The sequence below is a fragment of the Chloroflexaceae bacterium genome (assembly GCA_025057155.1).
In the GTDB taxonomy this organism is placed as follows: Bacteria; Chloroflexota; Chloroflexia; order Chloroflexales; family Chloroflexaceae; genus JACAEO01.
Genome location: JANWYD010000010.1, coordinates 199,540 through 220,676, shown reverse-complemented (window position 1 = coordinate 220,676; position 21,137 = coordinate 199,540). Strand labels below are relative to the sequence as shown.

Genomic DNA, 21,137 nt, shown 5'->3' with positions numbered 1-21,137 from the left:
GCCCCCCTCCGATTCACCAGCCATGCAAGAGGCAGGAGGACTCAGGATGGGCGTGCCACCCGCTGCAGGCGGTTTTCTTCGATGAGGGCGTTCCTGGGAGGCCGCGCCCGCGCCGACTTTCACCATCAGAAGGTTTCCTGGGAAACGCAGGTTTCTTCAACCGACCCTTCAGCGAGGATTATGGGGAAGTGGGGGTTCTCCATTATTTTTTATATAGCAATGCGCTCGCAACGCACCGAGGGCTTGAGGTATAATCTGCCTGTGGCGACTACTAGCCAGGCTTGATGACCATGCGCATACATATCTCCTGGAAAGCGTTGCTGGCGATCATGCTCTTTCTGATGGCCCTCGGATTGCTGCTCCGCTCCGCCTCCCGGCTGTGGACATCGGAGGCGCATATGGTCGTGACTGCTACCCCGACCGCCCCCCAGAACATCGCTCAGACTCGCGTCGCCGAAACCGCGCTCACCGTAACTATTCCGGCCACCGCCACCCGGTCGCCATCGCCCGGCGCCGCTGCGGCGGCCACGCCAACCCTTTCCGGCGCACTTGCCGCCACCCGTACCATCATCGGCACGTCGGTCCCTTCGCCACAGCCGACACTGCCGACCCCGTCGCCGACGCCCGTGCAACCGCCGACCCGCGAACCAACCCCCGCCCCAAATCCGCTAACGGTTGTCTCTCAGGGCTTCGGGCAACGCGCTGGCACGGCAAGCTACGCCTTCGTGGTGAGTAATCCCAATCCCAATCTGCTCGCCCAGAACGTGCGCTACCAGGTTGCCGCCTTCAATGCCGACGGCGTGGTGCTGCTGGCCGACACCGATAGCATCGCCCAGATCGGCCCTGGCCAGCGAATGGGCGTGGCTAAACAGGTGAATTTGCCCGCAAACCTTACTGTTTCCCGTATCGAGGTTTTGATCCGCCCTGGACAGTTCGTACAGGCGCCACCGCTGCAGGAACTCCCCGTGTCCAACGTCGCCTTTATCCAGGGCGATCCGCCGTCTATCACCGGCATTCTCTCCAATCCCTTGAACCGTGATCTCGCCAATATCAGGGTCGTCGGGATCGCCTATGATGATGTCGGGATCATCGGCGGTGGGGCCATCGAGGTGCCCTTCGCGCCCGCTCGTGGCCAGGCCCCTATTAGCATTCCGGTGAGCACAAGCCAGACGGCTACCAGGGTCGAGTTTTTCGCTCAGGTTAGTGCGGCGCCTTAACCGCGCCACCTGTAAACGACGTGCTGTAACAGTTCTGTAAAATCTGCGCCGTTCGTGTTTAGACAATTTTTAGGAACTCTCGCTACCCTGCGTTATGCGCGCTACAGCAGGACCGTCTTTTCTTATCGAGCGTCTCTGGCGCCCTGGATCCAGCTCTGTCCAGGGACCTCGACCCCGGCGCTCGCAGCATTAACACAAAATGAACCGGCAACTCTCGAAGGTACAGCGGAATGTCTTTCTAGATCGCGACGGCGTCATCAATGAGAACCGCGCTGACCACGTGAAGTCCTGGGACGAGTTCCGCTGGTTGCCGGGGGCGCTCGAAGGGTTGCGCTTGTTGACCAAACACGGCTTTCGCATCTTTATCGTCACCAACCAGGCTGCTGTTAACCGTGGACTGATGACGCATTCCGCCCTGGCGGAGATTCACCATCGCATGATGAGCATCGCGGCATCGTACGGCGCGTCCATCACCGATCTGCGTTTCTGCCCGCATCGCCCCGACGAGGCCTGCGGCTGCCGAAAACCTCGGCCGGGGATGCTGCTCGATCTTGCCAGAGAGTACCAGGTGGAGCTTTCCACGGCCTATATGATCGGCGATGCCCCGTCCGATATCGCTACCGGGCAGGCTGCGGGCTGCCAGACGATACTGGTGCTGAGCGGCCGCTCGCAACCTGACCATCCTGAGCTGCATCGCCACCCGCCAACGCATATCGCGGCGAACCTGCTGGACGCGGCCCGCTGGCTTTGCTCGCGACCGGCCCTCGACCCGTTGCCCGCGGAACAACTGGCATCCGAGCACGACGCGCTGCACCACCCGGCGCCTATGCTTAGCCACTGACCGGATAGGAACTGGCCCATGCTTACCTGGCAAGATGTTCTAACATATATACGACTCTTCCTGCGCTGGTGGTTTGTGCTTGCTCTGTCGGTAGCGCTTGCCGTCGGCACGGCCTGGTATATCCTGCGTCAACAACCCGACATCTACCTTTCGCAGGCCACACTGATGGTGGGCAATAACTTCGAGGTCGGCGCGCCGAACCAGGCGCAGGTGGAATTGAGCAACGTCCTCGCCAGTTTTTATGCCGCACTGAGCAAGCGTGAGGTGATTCTTGCTCCTGTCGTTGAACGGCTCCAACTCCCTTTTCCTTGGCCGATCATCAGTGACCGTATGTTGTCCACCCGCGTTGATCGCGGGGCAAATTTGCTCGAAATCAAGATTACTGACACTAATCCAGAGCGCGCGGCTGCCATCGCCAACGCGATAGCGGAGGAGTTGATCGCCTATACCCCCAACGCTCCAGAAAAGGTCGCCGCCCAGCAGGCCGAGATTAGCCGCCGCATCGAGGAAGCGCAGGCCAACCTGCAAGCCGTGGACGCCAGGATCGCCGAGCTTGAGGAACGTCTCAAGAACCTCACGTCGGCGATTGATATCTCGGATGTTCAGCAACAACTCCAGGCGCTCCAATTGACTCGCCAGCGCTACCTTGATGAGTATACGAATCTCATTAATCTCAGTAACCAGACCTCGGCCAATACCCTCTCGCTCTTCGAGGCGGCTCGCCCTCCCTCGGCGCCCCTGCCCCAGAAGCGCGCTCTGACCCTCGCCACCGCCGGCCTCGGCGGGTTGCTGATAGCGATCGTCGCGGCCCTGGCCCTCGACCGCCTCGATGAGCGCTGGCGCACCAGCAGCGAATTGCAGAGCCGCACCGGCGTCAGAAGCCTCGGCGAACTTTCTGAGCTCCCCACCTATGCGACCAAGAACTGGCGGACCGAGAGTAGACGCCAGGAGCAACTCAACCGGCTGTATTCCAACATCGTTCACGCGGCGCGCAGCAAGCTGCCTCGAACGCTCCTGATTAGCAGTCCGCAGAACAGTACGGCCCGTAGCTTCGTCGCGATTGAGATTGCCAGAATGTATGTCCGCACAGGGCACCGCGTGCTGCTGGTCGACACCGAGAGTGATACGACCCACATCCCGCACCTCTTTGATCAGCGGGCGAACGGGCGCAATCGGAGCGACGCCAAAGGCAAGCCGTTCGGCGTTCCTGGCAGTCTGTGGGCCTATATCCGCGAGACGGCTACACCTAACCTGCTGGTGCTGTCGGGCCGAGAAGCCGGCTACTCACGCTTTTCCGAACTGATTCCGATGGTCTTCTGGCCGGATATGCTCGAACATCCGCGCAAGGCAACCGACGTGGTGATCTTCGACGGTCCGGCGGCCCTCGCAGGGCCAGACGCGGGGTTGCTGGCCCCCCTGGTGGATGGGGTCATTCTGGTGGTCAGCAGCCGTTCCGATAGCCGCTCGGTAGTGATCGAATCGCGCAAACAGTTGACCGGCGGGCCTGATACTCGCTTTCTGGGCGCCGTGATCGTCACCCCGGCCTCTCGCGCCGTCCAGGACGCTTCCACCGCGAGCGTGAACGACGGCGGCTTTCGGGTCTCTATTAACCGTAATGGCATAACGATCGCGGTCGGTGATCCGTCCGCCACATCGCCTTCACCCGCCGATTGGGCGCCTGTCCCGGCCTCGCGGCTGCTGACCGTCACCGACACGCCGCCTGAGACCGGCTATGCCAATGGCGCTCTCGACCCTGAGCCGCCGGAAACCATCACGCTGGAGGATCTGCTTGAACTTGAGCACGGCAACGCAACCGCCGCGCCGGATTTCCAGCGCCCCCGGACGCCGCACCCGGAGGTTATCATCACTCCGCCACCTGATGAACCACCCTCGATACGCGTTACCAGCCACAACTACCGAAGCGCCAACGCTCTCCCCCGCCGGCGTCGCGCGCGGATCCCTAACCGTCGTCACCCCACCGACGCGGTCAATCGAGATGATAGGGTTGCCAATGACGACAAGATTGCCAATAATGATGGCAAGAAAGGCACATCATCACACGCATGACAGACCAGCCCAACCGGCGCTTCATCATATTCGCCAGGCCTGGTGCGGCGCCCCGTAATGCTCTACGCTCACTGCGGCCAATCCTGCCGGTCTTTCTGCTCGGCATGCTGTTGCTCGGAGTAGCTGGAGCAGGACGTCCGGCCTTTGCATCCAGCGGCTGGAGCATCCTTTTTGACATCTCCGATGACCGCTTTGGCTGGTTCCCCGATATCGCCGCGGACAACCAGGGCGCCATCCACGTGATCTGGGGCAGTGGCGACCTCGGCGCGTCCCTCGATCCCAACGACCCCGATCTTTCCTCGCGCGATCTGCTACGTTACCGCGTGTTGCGCGACGGGCAATGGTCACCGATGAACGATATCGCCTTTACCTGTGTGGGTGGTTATACGGTTCGAAACAGTATCATCGCCACCTCCGACGGCTATCTGCATGTGCTCTTCCGAGGCTGCACCGACGTAAACGCCGTCCGCGCTCCGGCTGAGCAGGCCTGGTCTGCTGGCGCATGGACCAGGCCATGGCGCCTGGGTAGCAGTTACTACAATGCTATCGCCGCTGATAGTAAGGGGGTGTTGCATGCCTTCTACAACGAGGGTTTGAGCGGCACCGAGGAAGGCAACCGCTTGCTGAGCGAGATCTTCTATCGCCGCTCCACTGATGGTGGACAGACGTGGACGGTGCGCGCCAACCTCTCCCAACTGCCCGGCGGCGATGAGCGGATGCAGGTAAAGGTTGATGGACGTGACCGGGTGCACCTGGTCTGGGACCACGGCAGCGATTGGTACCTCGGTCTAGATCAACCGAACGTTGGCGTCTACCGCCGATCAGACGATGGCGGCAAGACCTGGCGCGATCCGGTGTTTTTTAGCGCCGCTGATGGGCCGGTAGTGCAAACCACCCTGGGACTGGCCGGAGACAATCCAATTGTGGTCTATCGGAGCGCCATTGGGACTACCGTGTATTACCAGAGTTCAAACGATGGAGGTACTACCTGGAACCCGCCGCAAATCATTCCTGGGGTGCGCGCTCGCGATCCCGAGGAACGCGGTCTTGACAGCTATGCCATGGCCACCGACAGCGCCGGCCGCGTTCATCTCGTGATGCCCGGCTTCCTTGAAGAGAGCATCACCCCCATTCCAATGCTGCTCCATCTCTCCTGGAACGGTCAGTCCTGGTCGACGCCGGAGATTGTGTCAGCCACAGCCAACCGGCCGATGTGGCCTCGTCTGGCGATCGCGAGAGGCAATCAACTCCACGCCGTCTGGTTCAGTTACACCGACGCGAGTGGTTGGGGTGAGCGGCGCGTGTTACACAGCAGCATCACGGTTGACGCACCCGCGCTGTCGCCAACGCCCTTCACCACACCTCCCGCGGGGCCGGGCGCGCTCGGTTCACCCCTTCCTGGTTCGCCAGACGGTCCCGCCACTCCCATCCCGCGCCAACCGCCCGCACCATCCGCGTTGCCCGATGAGATCCGTACGATTCCGCCGCCTTCGGTTATTAGCGGCACGAACCCGCTGTTCATTTACGGGCTCGCGCTTGTTCCGGTTATCGGTCTGGTTATCATCTTGGTCACCCTGACGCTCTGGCGACGCTCCCGGAATCGCTGACGATCAGATGGTTCACCTGCGCGTTACACTTCTATGGTGCCTGCTCTGTCTCGCAGCGCTCGTTCCGCTGTCACCAGCACGGGCCCGGCCCGCGGAGGCCTGGGAAGCGCCCGCACGCCTCTCTGACCCCGCCACGAGCGGCGTAGCCTTCGCTCCTGACCTGTCCGTGGATGGCGACGGCCGGCTCCACGTGATCTGGTATAGCGTCCTTACACGGATTTACGAACAGGCCAGATCAGTTGACGCCCTGATGTACCGTGCACGGGTTGACGGTGTGTGGTCCGCTACCGAGCCAATAATGCTACGCGAACGTCGTTCCTCCGGTGACACCTTTTCCCCTCTGGCCAGCGATGCGGCAATAAATAATCCGCGCTTTGCCATACGCGGCAACCTCATCAGCGCGCCCGATGCCAGGCTGCACATTGTCACCAATACTGAGAGCAGATTGCAGTACCTTCATACGCCATGGGACGATGTCGTACGCATGGCCCTGCTTCTCCCTCCGGCTACTCTCGGTGAAGGCAGCGCCGCTTCAATTGCCAGCAGCCCCGACGGAACGCTTCATGTCGTGTTTGCCGCATCCTCGCGCCGTTCCGAGCAGGCCGCCCGGCGCTGCCCCACCTGCCAGGACGTGCGCTATCGCCGCTCAACCGACGGGGGCCTCACCTGGTCGCGTGCTGAGAATCTCTCGCTCCTCGATGGCTTCAATCGCACCCCGCAGGTCGGCGCCGATGAACTGGGGCAGATCCACCTGCTATGGGAACATCAAGGCTCAGGACAACCCGGCGAAGCCGCCTTTCCGATCTACCGTCGTTCCCCCGACGGAGGCCAGAGCTGGGAGGCGCCGGTCCCGCTAGGTCCTCCCGACGACCAGCTCGCTCAAGCCACCCTTGCAGTGGGACGCGGCGGGCAATTACTTGCGCTCTATGCCAGCGCTATCTCCGGCAGTGTGTTCTTCCAGAGCTCGAACGACGGCGGGCGCACCTGGTCGCCACCCGGCCTCGTGCCTGAAGTGATTAGCCCTGGCCTCGCTACTGCCTCTGAACAACGCTTCAGTCTGGCTGCTGATGGCGCGGGACGCATACACGTGCTGATGGTCGGACTGGGAACCATCACCGGCGACAACGAGCAGCGGCTGTGGCACCTGACCTGGGATGGCCTGAACTGGTCGGCGCCGGAAGCCCTGACCGGACCGGGCGCAGCGCCCCGGTATCCGCGCCTGGCAGTAGAACGCGGCAACCGGCTCCATGCCGTCTGGATGACCACAGAAACCGATGGTGTTCAGGGAACACGCCAGACGATCTGGTACACCAGCGCGCTAGTGGCCGCCCCGGAAGTGGCGCCCCAGCCGACCTTTACGCCCATCCCCCAGATGCTTCCTACCGCCACCCCCATCCCCACAGCCGTGCCGACGCCAACCCCGCTGCCAGACGAAAGCCGGGACCGGCCGGTCATCGAGGGGCCGCCTCGCTGGGAAGGCGAGAGTCTCGAGATCCTGTTCATCGCCCTGGCGCCGGTGCTCCTGATTGTTGGCGTGGCTGCATGGTGGTTCAGCCGCAACCGATAACCCTCAGGCGCATAACAATCGTGTTAGTCAAGAGGGCGAGAAGTTTTATGCCTTGATTAGACGCCTCTGGTACCCTATCCTGCGAGATATTTGATCGCTTCTCGCAGGTATGTCGCATGACCCAGCCGCTTGCCACCCGCCGCCTGACTCGTCGCCAGTTGCTCGGTGTTGCCGCGGGCGCCGCGCTTGGCGGCGCCGCGCTCACGTATGGCCTGGAAGAGCGCCGTCTCGCGCCTCCCCTTGCCGGGGCCAGCGGCCTCGCTGATCCCCCGCCCTCGGCTGTTCCCGTCCCTGATGCGCCGCTGCTGGTGCTTACCAATCCGGCCGCCGATCCCGATTTCAGCCCATACCTGATCGAGATCCTGCGCACCGAAGGCCTGACAACCCTGCGCAGCGCGCCCCTGGAGCAAGTCGGTGCGGCGGAACTGGCAGGCTTCTCCGTCGTGGTTCTCGCGCCGGGGCCGGTCCGTAATGACCAGGTCGCTTTGCTGCGCGCCTATGTCGGGCGCGGCGGCGCGCTTGTCGGCATCCGTCCCGATGCGAAGCTCGCCAGCCTGTTCGGGGTACGCCCGCTGGGGGCTGCCGCGCCCGGCGATTATCTCTATATTGTCACCGGCCTGGCGGAACTCGATGGTCTCGAGGAAACCATTCTGCAACTCCATGGCCCCTACGACCGGCTGGCCCTCGACGGCGCGCGCATCGTCGCCCGCAGCGGCAACGGCGATCCGCTTGTGACCCTGAGCCGCTTCGGCGAAGGTATGACCGCCCTGTGGGCCTTCGACCTGGCGCGCTGCGTGGCCCTCATCCGGCAGGGCAACCCGGCTGCCGCGGGCCAGGAACGCGACGACCTGGAAGGGCTCCGCGCCACCGACCTCTTCGTGGATTGGATTGACCTCGATCGCATCGGCATCCCGCAGGCCGATGAGCACCAGCGCCTGCTCGCCCGCGTGATCGAAGAGCTCGCAGCGGCTGGACCGCCGCTGCCCCGGCTCTGGTACTTCCCCGGCGGCGCGCCGGCGCTGATCGTCGCTACCGGCGATGCCCACGGCAGCCGCGTCAGCCACATTGAACAACTGCTCGGCCCCGTCGAGCGACGCGGAGGCACGGTGTCAGTCTACTACACGCCACCCCGCACCAGCACCGTCCGACGGCTGGCCCGCAGAGCCCGCTGGAGCGTTGAGGAGATCCCCGTCCTGAGCAGGCTATTCAAAGACGATGATCCGATCCCCTCGCCGGCGACCCTGGCAAAGTGGCGCGAGCGCGGCCACGAGTTCGGGATGCACCCCTATGTGGAAGACGGTCTCGAAACCGGTTACAACCTGTACTGGAGCGAATTCATCAAGTACGGCTATGGCCCGCTGCCGCCGACCGTGCGCACCCACCGTATTCTCTGGTATGGCTGGGTGGATAATGCCCTCGTGCAGGCGCGCTACGGCGTGCGCATGAACCTCGACCACTACCACGCTGGCGGGGTCGTGCGCCGGGCCGACGGCACGTGGGCCGCCGGTTACCTCAGCGGCACGGGCCTGCCTATGCGCTTCGTCAATGAGCGCGGGACGCTGTTGAGCGTTTATCAGCAACCCACGCACCTGGTTGACGAGCACCTGATGAGCGTCTTTGACACGGGGCACGAGGCCGGATTCGATGGCGCGACCGCGGCCACGGTCACTATCGCTCAGATCGCCGAGAGCGTGCGCCGCTATCCGGCCGCCCTGGGCCTGCAATGCCACGTTGACCCGTTTTTGTTCGGCGGCGAGAAGGCAGCCAACGTCGGATACTGGCTCAACGAGAGCCTGGACTATGCCATTGCCCAGGGAATGCCGATCCTTTCGGCGGAACGCTGGCTGGCCTTCAGCGAGGCCAGGGCCGCCGCCTACGCGGAGCGCATAATCTGGGATGCAACTACTCGACGGCTTGCCTTTGAACTGGGCTTTCCGGCCAATCCCGGCGGCACGGCCGCGGTGCTGCTGCCACTGCGCCACGGCGGAGCAAGCCTGCGCGAAGTGCGCGTTCATGGCAGCGTTTCACGCCAGATGGAACGGCGCCTGGCGGGACGGCGCTACGCTCTGGTGACGGTTCCCGCAGGCCGCTCGCAGATCGAAGCCGACTATGGCGTCCTGTGAAGTGCAGGTTCCCGCCTGATGTGAACGGAGGAGATTTGGAGCATCGCGCAACTGCTTGAACAGGCAGGTCGGAGAGAGTAGAGCCCTCGCGGAAACCCTCTGTCTCGACCACCCATGGAACTTGCCGGACACACAGCGTAGCTATCTTGCAATCATTTTGAACGCATCGCTGAAAGGACGTTTTCATGCGCAGAACGCTCATCGCTGGGGGGAAGTACCTCGCCCTTGCGCTCGTCTCGGGCGGGGTGCTGGCGCTCCAGATCACCTTCACACGCATCTTCTCGCTCATGATCTGGCACCACTTTACCTACCTGGTGATCGGCGTGGCCCTCCTGGGCGGAGGCGCGGCGGGCACGTTCCTGGCTGTGCATCAGTGGGACAGGACCACTCTCAAACGGCGCCTGGGACTGCTGGCGTTGAGCTTCGCTCTGGCCAGCCTGATCAATCTGGTGGCGATCCGCTTCGTCGCCATTGATCCTCTGCGCGCGGCCCAGCTTCCCTGGACCATAGCGGGCCTGGCGATTTACTTCGTCTGCCTTTTCACCACCTTTTTCACCGGCGGTTTGACCATCGCCGCGGCCTTCAGCCAATGGCCCACCTGCTCCCACAAGTTGTACTTTGCTGATATGCTCGGCGCGGGCATGGCCACGATCTGCATCCTGGCGATCATCCAACTACTCGGGGGACCCGCGGCAATTGCGCTGATCGGCCTCCTGGGCGCTCTTGCGGCTGTACTGTTCGGGCTGGAGCTTCCGCGCCACCTGCGCTGGGTCGTTCCAGCTACGCTCCTTGGTCCGCTGGCCCTGGTGGCAATCCTGCCGGTGCGTCCGCTCGTGCTACCGGCACCCGAGTCGAAGGAACTCGGCTGGGCCATCCGCGCCCAGGGCGTTCAACCGGAATATACTCGCTGGAACCCGGTGGGCCGGGTTGACGTGATGCCGGAAATCGTAGTCACTGAGCCGATGATCGTGGGCGCAGTCAGTTCGGCTTACCCGCTCGACGGACGCCCCGAACTGCCGCTGCGCCTGGTGACCATTGACGGCACCTCGATGACCGGCATGTATCAGTTCGATGGCAGCGAGCAGGATCTCCAGCGCTTTCGCTTCCTTGACCATGCGGTGATCAGCGCGGTGTACCATCTGGGCATCGACAAGCCGAAGGCGCTGAAGATCGGCGTCGGAGGCGGTCTCGATATTCTGCTTGCCCGGCTCTACAGCGCCGATTCGATCACGGCAATCGAACTCAACCCGAGCATTGTCGAGCTCCTCACCGGGCCATATGCCGATTATACCGGGCGCCTGGCCGAGCACCCCGGCACCAGGCTGATCGTCGCCGAGGGACGCAGCTTCCTTAGCCGCACCCAGGAAAAGTACGACATCATCCAGGGCATCGGCCTCGACAACCTGGCCGCCCTCTCCGGAGGAGCCTACGTACTGGCGGAGTCGTACATCTATACCGTCGAGGCGCTCGAACAGTCGCTCAACGCCCTGACCCCGCGCGGCGTCTTCTCGTGGACGCGCGATGTTAACGCGCCCCCCCGCGAGATGCTGCGCCTCGCCGGGCTCGCCGCCGAGGCATTGCGCCGGATGGGCGTCGAGCGACCCGGCGACCACATCGCTATCGTGGCCAACGAGAGCGGCCAGAATGCCACACTCCTGGTTTCGCGCGCGCCGTTCACCGCGGCGCAGATGGAGCGGCTGCGCGCCTGGGCGGCGGCAAACAACTTCACTATGCTCCAGGATCCGCTGGTGCGCCTCGACAATACGTTCACCCAGTACCTCTACGCCGACAACCCCCGGGCCTTTGAGCGAGCCTATATCTTCAACATCTTCCCGGTCACCGACGATAATCCGTTCTTCTACAACTACTTTAAGTGGAGCAATCTGCACTTTAACGACGCCTACCAGGGCCGGTTGAACCGCTTCCCTATCGGCAATCTCATTCTGCTTACCCTGTTCACCCTGTCCGTCGCGACCGCAATCCTGTTCATCGTCGCGCCACTGGCGCGCTACCGGCGCAACGGGTTGCGCGCCGCGGGCGCCATGCCGATCCTGGCCTACTTCAGTCTGCTGGGCGCGGGCTACATCTTTGTGCAGATCGTGCTGATCCAGCGCTTTACGCTCTTCATCGGTTATCCCATTCACGCAGTTACCACCACGATTGCGAGCATGCTGGCCTTCTCGGCCCTGGGCAGCCTGCTCGGACGGCGCATCCTGCACAGCGTACAGCACCTCCAGGCAACCCTCGCGCTGATCGGCAGCCTGATCCTGCTGTACATTCTCGCGCTGCCACCGATCTTCGGCGCCTTGCTGCGACTCTCCGATGGAGCGCGCATCCTGGCGAGCGTGCTCTTAATCGCGCCACTGGCAACCGTTATGGGTATGCCCTTCCCAACCGGACTGCGGCAACTGGGTGAACGGGCGCCGCAAATGGTGCCCTGGGCCTGGGGTATGAACGGCGTTTTCTCGGTCGTAGGCTCGGTTGTGGTCATCCTGGTGAGCATGGTCAGCAACTTTACCGTCGCTCTGGCATGCAGCGCCGCATGCTATCTGGTCGCCAGCGGCCTGTGCGCGGCCCTCTGGCAGGCGCATCTGGCTCAGGCCCCTACCCCGGTGCAGGAGGCCCTGCCACTCGATAGCCGGATTGCGACGGATTAGGAGCGCCTATCCCGGATACCTCCTTCGGGAGCGTCCGGGATACCCTGGCCCTCCAGGAACCTTCATCTCTGGCTACGATGGTAAGCGACGTTGCTAAACTTACCGCGGGCAGCCAGTTGAGGGTGGGGAAACCTGGTTTCCCCACACCCCTGCGCCGCGTCAGACCGGCCAGCGAAAATCCGCGACCGGCAATCGTTAAGGAGCAAGGTCATGGCAGCAGGCATTACTACAGCCAACAGGAGCATAGCCATCCCGGGCGAGCGGGCGGCTTCGACCGCGCGCATCGTCGCTCTTGACGCGCTGCGGGGCGCGGCCCTGCTGCTGATGGCCCTCGACCACGCCAGCTTCTTCGTGGGCGCAGGGCTGCAGGCCGAGTCCTACGGCGGCCAGCCGGTGACCCTCCAGAGCGCGCCATACTGGATGAGCGGTCTGCTCACCAATCTGGCCTCGCCGATCTTCTTCCTCCTGGGGGGCTACAGCCTGGCCCTCTACGCCGCCGCGCAGCGGCGCAAGGGCCGTCCAGAACACGCCACCACCCGTTATATCTTGATCCGCGCTGGCCTGATCCTGGCGCTGGATCTGACCATCTGCAACCTGTTCTGGCGCGGAGCTACTCCCTACGTGCACGTGCTTACGGCGATTGCCACAACGATGGTCCTGCTGAGCCTGCTGCGCTTCCTGCCTCCACTTGTCCTGGCCGGGATCAGCCTGACCGTACTGGGGATGCACCAGATCGCCATCGGGGCGCTCGCTGGCGGGCTGGCCGCAGGCGAGCCGCAGCCGTTCTGGCAGGCTTTCTGGCTAACCTATAGCTACGATACCCGCCCGGCGCTGGGCTTTGCAGTGCTGGGCTGGGGACCGCTACTGTGGCTGGGGTACGCCGTCGGGACATTGCAGGGCCATCCGGCGCTGCTGCGACCGCGCACCTGGGTGGCAGCAGGGATCAGCCTGCTGGCATTCTGGCTGGCGCTGCGCCTGACAGGCGGGATCGGCGATCTGGGAGCGTTTGGCGTGGTGGGTAGCAGCGCGGCCCACTTCCTGGTGATGAGCAAGGCCCCGCCCAGCCTGACCTTCTTCGCCTTTAACCTGGGGATAGCCGCGCTCATGCTGGCGGGGTTCTATGCCTGGCCGCACCTGACCAACGAAGGACCCCTGCGCTGGCTGGTTCTCGTCGGTCAGGTTTCGTTATTCTTTTATGTGACGCATATTGTAATCTACAACCTGGTTTCGCAGATGCTGGAGCTTGCCAGCCTGCCCGGCCCGCGGATCATCTGGGGCTACGCCGCCTGGTTGATCGGCCTCGCCGTGCTGCTGCCGCTGGGCGCCTCGTATCGGGGGATCAGGAAGCGCTATCCGCGCGTGCTGGGGTATCTGTAGGCATGAAGCTGCCAGAGCGGCCTGCGCACCGAATTGGTGTCTGGTTGTCCGCGTGTGATAGGATAGCGCTGAACAATACGGAGGACAGCGAATGTCTTTGCAGCAGATCAAGCGGCAGTGGGATGCCCTCGGAAACCTGGACCCCTTCTGGGCGATGACCGGGACGAACAAGTTCAACGCCTGGGATCTTGAGGAGTTCCTCAAGACGGGGGATCATCAGGTTGAGCAGCTTCTTGACCACGTGAAACGATACAACGTGCCTTACGGCCATGAATGGGTGCTCGATTTCGGCTGCGGAGTCGGACGGATGGCTCGTGGCTTTCGCCGGCATTTCTCATACTATGTCGGATTAGACATTTCCCACAGCCTGATTATCAAGGCGTGCAATTTGTATAGATCAGATACAAATTCGTTTTTCTTTGTGAATACAACCCCTAAATTATCGTTACCTCTACACCATAAATTTGACTTCATCCACTGCTGGGGGGTTCTCCATCACATAGCTGATCAAGAGATCGTGCTACAGTATATCGAGGAGTTTGTGCGTCGCCTTGCCGAGAATGGCCTGCTCGTCTTTACGGTGTTGCATGAACTCAAACTTATCTATCGCATTCAGATCCGCCGCAGGTTGTATGCAATACTCAGCAGTCTGGGGATCGCGGATACAACGCTCTACCGGCGACTGAGACTGTATCCTCAGCAGGTTCACGCCATCCCTCAAGCCCGGGTCACTGCGAAGCTCAATACCCTTGGCGCACGAATCCTTGACATTACCCCCAACGGCTCGCCAAAGAGCTCACATCAATTCTGGACCTATTATGTGACGGGAAGATAAAACTGCCAGATGCTGGCGAGCCCTCCCCACGTTCCTCCCCGCCTTACCCTCCTCCGGGAAATATCAACTTATCCGACCGGCTCTGTTTGCCACCCCAGGCAAAGTGCAGGATCTGGTTCTGACGCAGCGGAAGATGGACGCTGCGTTTAGCGGGCTATCCGCCCGGCTGCGCGAACCTCCCCTCCATCGTTCTGGTATTGGACAGGTTCTGAGCAAGTGTAGTATATTAGTGGGCGTATGTACATGACGCGCAGTCGCCTGACCGGATAGTCGCGTGAGCAGCGCTCCGCCAGCCGGTCATTACTAAACTTACCCCTGCCACCTATCATCGCCACGCCTGGACGTACTGATCACGGCAGTGGCGGCAACCACGACAGGCCACGGGCACGTACACGGTTCGAGGAACCGCGCACAGTCGCGCTCCCTGTGAGTCTCAGACAGACTCGATATTCCCCCCCAGAAAGCAAAGCATTTCTATGAGATCACTTCCAAGCATCAGTGTCATTATCGGCGTGTATAACGGCGCCGAGATGATAGGGAAGTGTTTAGAGAGCCTCTTAGAGCAGAATTATCCGCGGCATTTATATGACGTTATCGTAGTAGAAAATGGCTCGCATGACAATACCATAGATGTTGTCCGGCGCTATCCGGTGCGGCTCTACCAGAACCCGGTGCGTGGCCTGGCGGCAGCCCGCAACTATGGCCTGGAGAGAAGCGACGCCGAGATTATCGCCACGACCGACGCTGATTGTGTGGCCCATCCGGCCTGGCTCCAGGAACTGGTCAAGCCATACGCCGACCCGGCGGTGGGTGGAGTTGGAGGTTATATTGGCGCTTACGTCCACAGCGAGCGTACCATTGTCGAGATGTTCCTGGACGAATATGCTCCGCTGGTCAATTTCATTAGCGGGGAGCACGAGTTCTTGCCGCATCTATACGGAGCCAATGCCTCGTATCGCCGGGAACTCTTATTGCAGATCGGCGGGTATAACGAGCGACTGATCACCGCTGAAGACGTTGATGTCTCCTGGCGGATCCAGCTCCAAACAGGGGCGCGTCTGGTATACGCCGAGCAGGCCATCATCTATCACCATCACCGGACGACCGAGCAGGGGCTGGCGCGCCTCTATCAGCACTACGGGTTCGGCGAGATCCTCCTCGACACGCTGTATCGCAAGTACACCGGGTACCCTCGCGATCTACGGTTTCAATGCCAGCGTATTATGGGCCAGATGGCGGCGCTCCCGCGCTACATGCTCTCGATGCTAGTGCGCCAGTGGCGTCTGATGCGCGGAGCCATCAGCCCGTATGAAGCTGAGGTTCCACGTCTCTGGCTGGTGATCGAATGGAGCAATATCCTGGGCAAACTGCGCGCCCTCAGGGCCACGCGCCTGATGCGCACCGCCGAGCCTATCCTGGCGATGGATCGCGGTGCGTTGATCCGTGAGCTTTATGGAACAATCCGCGAATAAGACAAGCTCGGCATCGCAACAGGTCTTCTCCTCAGCGCTGGACGCGGGGCGAGAGGCCCCCGCGGTATCCGTGAAAGGATAAGCGGTTGTCTTGAAGGAACCCAAGGCGATCTGGCTTCCCTCCGCTTCCGCTTGCCTGGAAACAGGCGGCAGCACAACCTTCCCGGTCGCGGTAGGAGATGCTCGACGAAGGCTATGCTGAACCATTTGCGAGAACTCGCCAGCGCCCGCGAACTGCTTTACATCTGGACGCTCCGCGATTTCAAGGTGCGCTACAGCCAGTCGCTGCTTGGCGCGGCATGGGCCATTCTGCAACCTCTGTCGCTGATGATCGTCTTCAGTCTGATCTTCGCCCTGTTTATCCATGTCCCAACCGACGGCGTGCCCTACCCGGCGTTCGCCTATAGCGCCCTGCTGGTCTGGACCTTTTTCGCCAATTCTCTGACTATGGCGATGCCAAGCCTGATAAACAACATCAATCTGGTGAGTAAAATCTATTTTCCGCGCGAAATTCTGCCCATAGCTGCGAATCTCGTCTCAATGGTAGACTTCGCGATCGCCGCGGTGATCTTTGCCCCGCTGATGATCGTATACAAGATTGCAGTCGGCTGGACGATTATCTTCCTGCCACTGTTGCTCACCATTCAGGTGCTCTTTACCGTGGGCATAAGTCTGGCCGCCGCGGCGATCAATGTATTTTACCGTGATGTACGGTTCATTATTCCGCTGGCATTACAGATCTGGATGTATCTCTCGCCCGTTATCTATCCAACGAGCCTTGTACCGGAACGTTTACAGTTCTTCTACTTCTTGAACCCTATGGCAACCCTGATTGAGAGTTACCGCCGGATCATCTTCTTTAATCAACCTCCCGACTGGTTCTACCTGAGCATCACCATCGCGATCACCACCGTAGTCGTCCTGATTTCGTACTGGTATTTTAAGCGAGTAGAGTGTCTGTTTGCGGATCTGATCTAGCCCTGGCAATCTATGCGCCTGATCGAGTTCAACCGGGTTTCAAAGGCCTACCGTCTTGGGATGGGACAAACCACTCTGCGCGAGGCGCTGGCCCGTCAGGCGCAACGCTTGATGCGCAGACACGGCCTCGCGCACGACCAGCACCTGTTCTGGGCGCTCAATGAGGTGAGTTTTCAGGTTGAACAGGGCGAGATTGTGGGGATCATCGGCCACAACGGCGCCGGCAAGAGCACCATCCTGAAGCTCCTCTCGCGCGTTACCTTCCCCACCAGAGGCCAGATCACGACACGTGGACGGATGGCCGCGCTGATCGAACTGGGCGCAGGCTTCCACCCCGATCTCACCGGTCGTGAAAACATCTACCTGAATGGCATCATTATGGGGCTAAAAAGGCGCGAGATTGACGCCCAGTTTGCGAACATCGTCGAGTTTGCCGGTCTGGAACAGTTCATTGATACACCGGTGAAACGCTACTCCTCCGGAATGTATTTGCGCCTGGCCTTTGCCGTGGCAGCCCATGTGCACGCGGATCTGATCCTCGTTGATGAGGTGTTGTCCGTGGGCGACGCAGCCTTCCAACAACGCTGCCTGACCAAGATGCATCAACTGCACCGCGATGGGGCTACCATCGTCTTCGTCTCCCATAACCTGTGGAGCGTCAGCACGTTCTGCACCCGGGCGCTGTTGCTGCGCGGAGGCCAGATCCAGGCCGATGGCCATCCGGTCGAAGTGATCCAGATGTACCGGCAACAGGACCGGGAAGCAGCGCTCTCGCGGCTGCGGAACCAGCTCGCCGACAGCGCCACGGGCAGCGGCACGGAGGACGATGCCCAGAGCATCGGCTTTGTTGTCAAAAGCGAACTGCTGAATGCCTGGGAACAGCCAGAACAGGCTTTTGGTCCTGATGAGGCGTTGATGTTGCGCATCAGCTATGTCGCTCCCCAACCGTTGGAGACACCGGCTTTCGTCGTGCAGATCCGGCGCGCCGATGGGGTGGTCTGCTGCTTTCTCAAAAGCCCCGCAGACGAAATGCGCCAGGGGATATACGGCGAAGGCAGCGTGGTCCTGTGGATCGATCCGCTGCAACTCGCGCCGGATATGTACATGATCGAAGTTCGTCTTGAAGACCACCGGCGGGCGCTGGTGTACGCCACCGATACAAGCGGCATCTTTTACGTGAAGGGCTACCTTCACGGCGCCGAAGTTGCCGGCGTGTTCCAGCCCCACGTTCGATGGTCACACTCGAGCCACGCAAGCCATTCACTATCGGCAGGTCCCCATGCGCTCGGAGAAGAGCAATGACCAGCGTGACGCCCCTTGTGTCGGTCATTATTCCCACCTTCAATCGCGCCGACCTGCTTCCACAAACGATCGAGAGTTGCCTGGCGCAGACGTATCGCAACCTCGAGGTGATTGTCGTGGATGATGGCTCTACCGATGCGACCGCTGAGGTCGTGGCTCGCTATGGCCCGAAGGTTATCTATGTAAAGCAAGACCGGCAGGGTGTGGGGCGCGCCCGCCGGCGCGGGGTGCAACAGGCATCGGGCGAGTACATCACCTTTCTCGACAGCGATGACCTGATGTTGCCGACCAAGATCGAACGGCAGGCTCAGGTGCTCGCCGAACACCCTGAGGTGGGCCTGTGTCATGGGTGGTACTATGCCATTGATGAACACGGCCGGAAACTAGACCTCATGACCGACATTCCAGAGACCGATGTGCTTACCGAACTGATCTGCCGGTGCTTCATCTGGTCCGGAGCGCCCCTGGTGCGCCGGGCGTCGCTTGAGGCACTGGGTGTCTGCGGCGCCGCCTGGGAGCGGGGAATCTACGACTGGGATCTCTGGTTGCACATAGCCCTGGCAGGGCACCGGTTCTTCTGCATTCGCGCGCCGCTCGGCGCGTACCGGATCCATGCCAGCGCCCTCTCGTCAAATATCCAGGTCGTGGCCCGGCGCATCTTCGGCATCCTGGACAGAGTATACGACGACCCTCGTACTCCAGCCGCGTTGCACCCCGTTAAGGAGCGCGCCTATGCGACATGGCACACCTGGTTCGCTTTCCGCTCCTACGCCGCCTGCGCCTGGGAAGCAGCGCAACGCCACCTGACGCTGGCGCTGGCTTCCGCAGAATCGCCGATAGCGCACCCAGCCGCGCTTGCCCGGCAGATCGCTTATCACGCCGTGAATGGACGGAGCGCCGATCCGCTCAAGTATCTCGATGACGTATTCGCCCATCTTCCCCCGCAGGTCGAAGGGGTGCAGGCGTACCACAGGCAGGTCCGGGCGTATGTCCACCAGGTCCTTGCCCTGCGCCTGTATCGCTTTGGCAACTGTATTGCCGCCAGTGAACATCTGGCGCAGGCCATAAAACTGGACCCCGATTTGATTACGCAGCCTGATCGTTTCATGGATCAGGTTATATATCATGCTGTGCATCTGTCAGATGATGCAGCAGAGGCGTATATCAACCGGGTGATGCAGAATCTGCCTCCTGAAGCCAATGCGCTGCACTCTCTGCATGTGCCGTTGTTGGAACGGCTGGGCGGCTGGGCGTATCTGGAGCAGGCGCGCGGAGATTATGTCGCTGGCGTTTTTCCTGCTGCCAGAGCTTACTTTATGCATACGCTGGCTCGCGAACCAACCCTCGCCGCCAATCCTGAGGCGTTCGCCCATGCCCTGGTTCAACAGGCCCTTCGCCTGCCCGACCCCGAAGGCTATGCACGATGGGTCCTGGCCAACCTGCCGCCATCCCTGGCCGGTTTGAGCGCCTGTCAGGCGCGGATTCTGGGCATCCTCAGCCTGAAACGCGCCTTCGATAGCTATGCCCTCGGACAACGCGCCGAAACGCTCGCCAACGCCTTCAGAGCGATACGTTACCTTCCGTCGAGCATTGCCAACCGCGGGGTCATCGCCATCATCGCGCGGTCGCTCCTGCCAGAATTACGATAAGGGACAACGCCTATGCCTCAGACATCAAACACTCCCCTTGTCTCGGTCGTTATTCCCACCTTCAACCGCTCCGGCTTGCTGCGCCTCGCCATCGAGAGCGTACTGGCGCAGACGTACCCGGCAATTGAGATTATCGTCGTTGATGACGGTTCCAGCGATGACACTCCCGCCGTCGCTGAGACCTTCGGCAACCGGATCACCTACATCCGGCAGACCAACCAGGGCGGCGCGGCGGCGCGCAATGCCGGTCTCAGGGTAGCGCGGGGCGCTTATATCAACGTTCTGGATGATGACGATCTCATGCTGCCAGCCAAGATTGAGCGTCAGGTGCGAGTGCTTGAGCAGCGACCGGAGATCGGATTGGTGCATTGCGGCTACTACATGATAGACCGCCATGGCCAGAAGTTGGAGAGAGTCACTTTTCTGCCTGACGGCACCCTGGAAGAGTTGATCGTCCTGAACCCGATCTGGTCAGGGGCGCCGCTGATGCGACGGAAATGTATCGAGCGCGTCGGCGGCTACCGCCCCCTGATCGTCGAAGACTGGGACCTGTGGCTGCGGATCAGTCTCGCTGGCTACAGGTTTGCCTGTGTCCAGGAACCACTGGGCGCCTACCGGATGACGCCGGGCAGTAATATGTCAAATGTGGCCCGGGTTGAGCGCGACGCCATGGCCATGCTCGACGACCTGTTCGCCGATCCGGCTATGCCAGCCTCGGCGCAGGCGCGCCGGAACGACGCCTATGGCACCACCTGCCTCTGGTTGAGCTGGCGCTACTATGATAGCAAGCAGTGGGACGCCGCGCAGCGGTGTCTGGAACGGGCGCTCAGCTTTATTCCCCAGCTCGCCAGCGACGAAAGGTTTCTGGTCAACCTGCTGGTGGAAGGCGCTTTCGGGGCAAACATCGCCGACCCGCTGGGGTTCATTGATAATATGCTCGCGCACCTGCCGCCCTCGTTACGCCATCTTGAGCGCTACGCGCCACAGATGCGCGCGCAGACGCGCGTAGTGGTCGCCCTTCGTCTCTACGCCCAGGAGCGCTTTCGCGATGCCCGGCATCATCTGCGCGAAGCCCTGAGGTTGCACCCGGCCATTCTCGAACAACCTGAGGAGTTCATGGCGCAGATGCGTCGCGTCGCGCCCAGGCAACCCCAGCTCGATCCCGACCAGTTTATCGAAACGGTTCTCCGACATCTCCCGGACGAAGCCCGACCGCTGTTCCGGCTTCGTACCAGGCTGGTCAGCGCCGCGCGTTTCGCCGCAGCGTTTGACGACTACCACGCCGGACGCCGGCATCGCGTCATTCCCCACCTCGCCACGGCCCTGCGCTACGACCCCTCCGGGATCCTGAACCGCGGCGTCGTGGCGATTATGGTGAAATCACTGCCCGCCTTCCTGGAACACCGGCTGGCGGTCAGGCGCTGAGGCGTCCGGCGCGAGCGGCG

The 21,137-nt window shown here is 61.7% G+C and carries 14 protein-coding genes; all 14 read left to right on the top strand.

All coding sequences use genetic code 11. The features are described from left to right. The first annotated feature begins 290 nt into the window (after positions 1–290). The 14 genes from NZU74_11470 to NZU74_11405 all read left to right on the top strand — a co-directional run bounded on the left by NZU74_11470 (position 291) and on the right by NZU74_11405 (position 21,117). On the top strand, positions 291–1,217 hold the full coding sequence (locus NZU74_11470; protein ID MCS6881944.1) for a hypothetical protein: 927 nt from the start codon (positions 291–293) through the stop codon (positions 1,215–1,217). A 199-nt stretch (positions 1,218–1,416) separates the two neighbouring features. Next, a complete protein-coding gene (locus NZU74_11465) occupies positions 1,417–2,058 on the top strand; it encodes an HAD family hydrolase (protein ID MCS6881943.1) in 642 nt (213 codons plus the stop codon). Between the two features lie 18 nt (positions 2,059–2,076). Next, on the top strand, positions 2,077–4,125 hold the full coding sequence (locus tag NZU74_11460; protein ID MCS6881942.1) for a lipopolysaccharide biosynthesis protein: 2,049 nt from the start codon (positions 2,077–2,079) through the stop codon (positions 4,123–4,125). After that, positions 4,122–5,732, top strand: coding sequence for an exo-alpha-sialidase (locus NZU74_11455; protein MCS6881941.1), 1,611 nt, complete (start codon positions 4,122–4,124; stop codon positions 5,730–5,732). Before NZU74_11460 ends, NZU74_11455 begins: the two co-directional genes overlap by 4 nt. A gap of 298 nt (positions 5,733–6,030) precedes the next feature. Then, on the top strand, positions 6,031–7,299 hold the full coding sequence (locus NZU74_11450; GenBank protein MCS6881940.1) for an exo-alpha-sialidase: 1,269 nt from the start codon (positions 6,031–6,033) through the stop codon (positions 7,297–7,299). 116 nt (positions 7,300–7,415) lie between these two features. After that, the gene (locus tag NZU74_11445; protein MCS6881939.1) at positions 7,416–9,422 is read left to right on the top strand and encodes a hypothetical protein; all 2,007 of its coding nucleotides are present in this window, start codon (positions 7,416–7,418) and stop codon (positions 9,420–9,422) included. 185 nt (positions 9,423–9,607) lie between these two features. Continuing rightward, positions 9,608–12,079 (top strand): hypothetical protein, encoded by a 2,472-nt coding sequence (locus NZU74_11440; GenBank protein MCS6881938.1) that lies wholly within the window; start codon positions 9,608–9,610, stop codon positions 12,077–12,079. 210 nt (positions 12,080–12,289) lie between these two features. Beyond that, positions 12,290–13,456: a heparan-alpha-glucosaminide N-acetyltransferase domain-containing protein gene (locus NZU74_11435; GenBank protein MCS6881937.1), complete on the top strand. Its 1,167-nt coding sequence runs from the start codon at positions 12,290–12,292 to the stop codon at positions 13,454–13,456. A 91-nt stretch (positions 13,457–13,547) separates the two neighbouring features. Continuing rightward, the gene (locus NZU74_11430) at positions 13,548–14,291 is read left to right on the top strand and encodes a class I SAM-dependent methyltransferase (protein ID MCS6881936.1); all 744 of its coding nucleotides are present in this window, start codon (positions 13,548–13,550) and stop codon (positions 14,289–14,291) included. Positions 14,292–14,767: 476 nt separating this feature from the next. After that, on the top strand, positions 14,768–15,763 hold the full coding sequence (locus tag NZU74_11425) for a glycosyltransferase (GenBank protein MCS6881935.1): 996 nt from the start codon (positions 14,768–14,770) through the stop codon (positions 15,761–15,763). Between the two features lie 195 nt (positions 15,764–15,958). Beyond that, complete coding sequence (locus tag NZU74_11420; protein MCS6881934.1) at positions 15,959–16,741, top strand: ABC transporter permease; 783 nt, start codon at positions 15,959–15,961, stop codon at positions 16,739–16,741. A gap of 12 nt (positions 16,742–16,753) precedes the next feature. Continuing rightward, positions 16,754–18,043 carry a polysaccharide ABC transporter ATP-binding protein gene (locus tag NZU74_11415; protein MCS6881933.1) on the top strand — a complete coding sequence of 430 codons (1,290 nt, stop codon included), beginning with the start codon at positions 16,754–16,756 and terminating at the stop codon, positions 18,041–18,043. Continuing rightward, positions 18,040–19,692 carry a glycosyltransferase family 2 protein gene (locus tag NZU74_11410; protein MCS6881932.1) on the top strand — a complete coding sequence of 551 codons (1,653 nt, stop codon included), beginning with the start codon at positions 18,040–18,042 and terminating at the stop codon, positions 19,690–19,692. The genes NZU74_11415 and NZU74_11410 overlap by 4 nt, the downstream gene beginning before the upstream one ends. Before the next feature lie 12 nt (positions 19,693–19,704). Beyond that, on the top strand, positions 19,705–21,117 hold the full coding sequence (locus NZU74_11405) for a glycosyltransferase (GenBank protein ID MCS6881931.1): 1,413 nt from the start codon (positions 19,705–19,707) through the stop codon (positions 21,115–21,117). Positions 21,118–21,137: the final 20 nt, after the last annotated feature.